The sequence below is a fragment of the Kordia jejudonensis genome (assembly GCF_001005315.1).
In the GTDB taxonomy this organism is placed as follows: Bacteria; Bacteroidota; Bacteroidia; order Flavobacteriales; family Flavobacteriaceae; genus Kordia; species Kordia jejudonensis.
Genome location: NZ_LBMG01000108.1, coordinates 1 through 3,511, shown reverse-complemented (window position 1 = coordinate 3,511; position 3,511 = coordinate 1). Strand labels below are relative to the sequence as shown.

At 34.2% G+C, this 3,511-nt stretch carries 4 protein-coding genes; 1 reads left to right on the top strand and 3 read right to left on the bottom strand.

Annotation, left to right across the window (positions count from 1 at the left end):
* Positions 1-35 precede the first annotated feature (35 nt).
* The gene (locus tag AA089_RS22740; protein ID WP_046759326.1) at positions 36-863 is read right to left on the bottom strand and encodes a glycosyltransferase family 2 protein; all 828 of its coding nucleotides are present in this window, start codon (positions 861-863) and stop codon (positions 36-38) included.
* A gap of 64 nt (positions 864-927) precedes the next feature.
* Here AA089_RS22740 and AA089_RS22735 point away from each other — a divergent pair, with 64 nt between their 5' ends.
* Positions 928-1,665, top strand: a complete 738-nt coding sequence (locus AA089_RS22735) for a glycosyltransferase family 2 protein (RefSeq protein WP_046759325.1) — start codon at positions 928-930, stop codon at positions 1,663-1,665.
* Positions 1,666-1,862: 197 nt separating this feature from the next.
* Here the strand turns inward: AA089_RS22735 and AA089_RS22730 are convergent, their stop codons facing one another.
* Both AA089_RS22730 and AA089_RS22725 read right to left on the bottom strand, forming a co-directional pair.
* Positions 1,863-2,588, bottom strand: coding sequence for an acetolactate decarboxylase (locus AA089_RS22730; RefSeq protein WP_046759324.1), 726 nt, complete (start codon positions 2,586-2,588; stop codon positions 1,863-1,865).
* Positions 2,589-2,649: 61 nt separating this feature from the next.
* Complete coding sequence (locus AA089_RS22725; protein ID WP_046759323.1) at positions 2,650-3,372, bottom strand: polysaccharide deacetylase family protein; 723 nt, start codon at positions 3,370-3,372, stop codon at positions 2,650-2,652.
* Positions 3,373-3,511 lie beyond the last annotated feature (139 nt).

Genomic DNA, 3,511 nt, shown 5'->3' with positions numbered 1-3,511 from the left:
ACCCAAAAGCAAAGCGACCCAAAAGCGAAGCGCTCCTAACTACTTCCTTTCACAATTCCAAAATCCGTCCACTTTTTGTTTTCGTCTTTGGTAGTTTTACGAATAGCTAAGTTCTTATTGATTGATTCTTGGTTTTTGTAACCACGTGGATGATCTAAATGTATACAAACGGCACTGTATCGAATTTGCTTACTTTTTAATCCGTAGTTGAATAAACGTTCGCCCAATTCACGATCTTGTCCACCATATTGCATGCGTTCGTCAAATCCGTTGATAGCAACAATATCTTTTTTCCAACCAGAAGCATTGTGTCCGTTCCAGCTTGCATTTGTTGGTGTAATTGCATTTAAAAAACGTGATTTTAAGCCGGCAGATGTTAGTTTATTGTTCTTGAAGGAAGTCTTTAAACCGTTCTGCTTCAACCACTTTACATCAAAACAATTGCCTTCGTAGATATCTTCTTTTGTGATCAGCTCTGAAATGTTCATCGGCAACATAAAGTATCCTCCCGAAAGGAAAAAACCTTCTTCACGATGCTTTACATGATGTTCTACAAAATCGGCTCTTGGAATACAATCGCCATCCGACATTATGATGTACGGCGTGCTACATTTTACGATGGCTTTGTTGAGAATTTGCGATTTCTGAAAGCCATTGTCTTCATGCCAAACGTGTACAATTGGATAAAAGACTTCTTTGCTGATTTCCTCAATCAAATCAATAGTTTCTTGCTTTGATCCGTCATCCGCAATTACAATTTCAAACAACCGATAGGTTTGATTGTTGTAACCGTGTAAAACTTTTGCCAACCACTCAGGAGAGTTGTACGTACTTATAATTATGGAAGTGTCTATTGTTGTCATACAGACTGTAAAGATAAAGTTTTTAATGAAAAAATTATATGTACTTTTGTGCTTTAAATTTGTTATGCCAACATTATCAGTCATTATTCCAACCTATAACGAAGCGTTGTATTTAAAAGATGCGTTGTATTCGGTACAATTTGCGGACGAAATTATTGTGATTGATTCGCTGAGTACTGACGAAACTGTTGCCATCGCGGAAGCACATGGTTGTAAAGTGATTTCGAGAAAGTTTGATAATTTTTCGAATCAAAAAAATCATGCCTTACAGTTTGCTACGTGCGATTGGGTTTTGTTTTTGGATGGTGATGAACGCATTACGTATCAGCTTCAAAAAGAGATTATTGCCGCGATGAATTCTGGAAAACATACGGCATATAAATTGAATTTCCCACATTTTTACATGAACCGTTTTTTGTATTTTCATACTAATGATGTCACACGTTTGGTGGAACGTGAAAAGTGTCATTTTGAAGGAAATGTACATGAAAAATTGATTGTTGACGGAACGGTTGGAAAGCTCAAAAACAAAGTATTACATTATACGTATAAAGGCTTGCTACATTATATTAGTAAGAAAGATAGTTACGCTTGGTTTCAAGCTGAACGCATGCTAGAGAAAGGAAAAAAAGCCACGTATTTTCATTTGGCATTTAAACCTTTGTATCGCTTTTTTCATGAATATGTTGTAAAACGTGGTTTTATGGATGGCGTGCCAGGTTTGGCAGTTGCTGGAATTAACGCTTATGGTGTTTTTTCTAGGTATGTAAAACTGATTTTACTTCAAAAAGGAATTCGATAAGTCGCGTTGAAAGAAGATTTTACCGCTATTCGTCTACGAAACCCCTTTCATTTATCTAAAATTTTCAATTCGAGAACAATTTCATTGTAGTTTTGACACAGTGTATTTGAAAAAATACATCACCCCTTTTTATTTACTACCAAAAGAGTTCTTCCCTAGGAACTCTTTTGCCTATAAAATTGGCTTTTTTGTAAGCGTTATTTTTGTGGCAAATACAAAATCATCTTGTCAAATTCAACAGCATCTACATGTCCCATTTTGTTTTCGTCCTTGGTTATTAAATGCAAATGAATGTTAGAATCATGATGAGTAAATACACCTTTGTGATCGGTTGAAAAGAAACCAATAATTTCTACTTCTTCATTTTTGAGTTTGTAATTAACTTGTCCTTGATGCGCTTCTTTTGGCGAACTTACTTTAGAACCTTTCGGTAGATTTTGTATGTGAATCGTTGCAGTTTTCACGCTTCCGATAAGCTTACATACAAACGGACGCTTGAAGCCTTTCGTGTTTTCATCTATAAACTTCTCTACATCCTGAATCGTTTTTATCGTTGTTGGCAATTCTACAGAAGTCCATTCAGTAACATTTGCATAAACGAAAAAAGGTGCTTCAACGTCAAAATTCTTTTCCACAGTCATTGTAGAATCAGAAGTAACTCTTGACACATAACTTTTCCCGTCATTGATCAGAATTTCTCCTGTTAAGTAACTTTCAGGACCAATTCCGTACAGTCCTTTTTTAGTTGAAATAGTGTCTAAATTGACCTTTCCTTGTAGTTCACCTTTCCACATTACATTTTTCATTGCACTAACTATTTTTACATCTTCATAAGCTGTCACGTTCGTTTTTTGAGTTTTGGAATCGCAACTGATGATAAAAATGATGAAAAAAATTCCTAAGATGTTTTTGAATGTCTGCATGATTTGATTCTTAAACTAATTATAAGATTTATTTAGATTTTATACGATAATTAACAATTTACTAAAAGAAAAATGATTTTCCATAGGCAAGTTTTCGTTTGAATTTTGACAACGAATCTTCTCCTTTGATGTCAATTCGCTGAACTTGATAGTTGTCTTTAAATGGAAATCTGTTGACGCTGTTTCCAATACGTAAACCGTATGCAACCTGATGTTTTACCAATTGATTGAAAAAAGCATCTTGTGCAGGATTTTTTCGTGGATATTTCCCGTATGGATACGCCAATACATTACTCACATTCAAACGATTGGAGATGATAAAGTTTTTACATTTGTCAAAATCTTCGTCAATTTCTTCTGGCGATAATTCAGGATATTTTTTATGTGCAAACGAATGCAAACCTAGTTCAATTGTAGCTTCATCCATGCTTTTCAACTGTGTAATAGACATAATTTTTTCCTTGCCTGTATTCCATTCATCAACACCATCGACATATTGAAAAGGAATAAAGAAACATGCTTTTAAACCATATTTTTGCAACAATGGATATGCCAATTCTAGTTGATTTACATATACATCATCAAATGTAATGATCACTGTTTTTTTAGGATAATTTACATCGGTTTTTAATGCCTGCAATTCTGAAAAATGCAAACTAACGTAACCGTTCTCTTTTAAATAACGGAATTGAGCTTCTAAATTTTCAGTTGAAATTGTTAATCCTTTGCTATCAGCAGCATTTTTTGAAACACCATGATACATTAAAATGGGCAACTTTGGCATACGTTTTAAGATTGAATCATTAAAAATTCAAAAATAACAATCTTTATACTCATGTAGACTTTTTACCGTAAAAAAGTAAGCTATTATAAAAAGCAAAAGCGAACCGAAGTCAGTCATGGTCGGAAGAAATTCCGACCTA

Coding starts and splice junctions, on each gene's coding strand:
- AA089_RS22735 (WP_046759325.1), top strand. CDS start 928: ATGCCAACATTATCAGTCATTATTCCAACCTATAACGAAGCGTTGTAT.
- AA089_RS22730 (WP_046759324.1), bottom strand. CDS start 2,588: ATGCAGACATTCAAAAACATCTTAGGAATTTTTTTCATCATTTTTATC.
- AA089_RS22740 (WP_046759326.1), bottom strand. CDS start 863: ATGACAACAATAGACACTTCCATAATTATAAGTACGTACAACTCTCCT.
- AA089_RS22725 (WP_046759323.1), bottom strand. CDS start 3,372: ATGCCAAAGTTGCCCATTTTAATGTATCATGGTGTTTCAAAAAATGCT.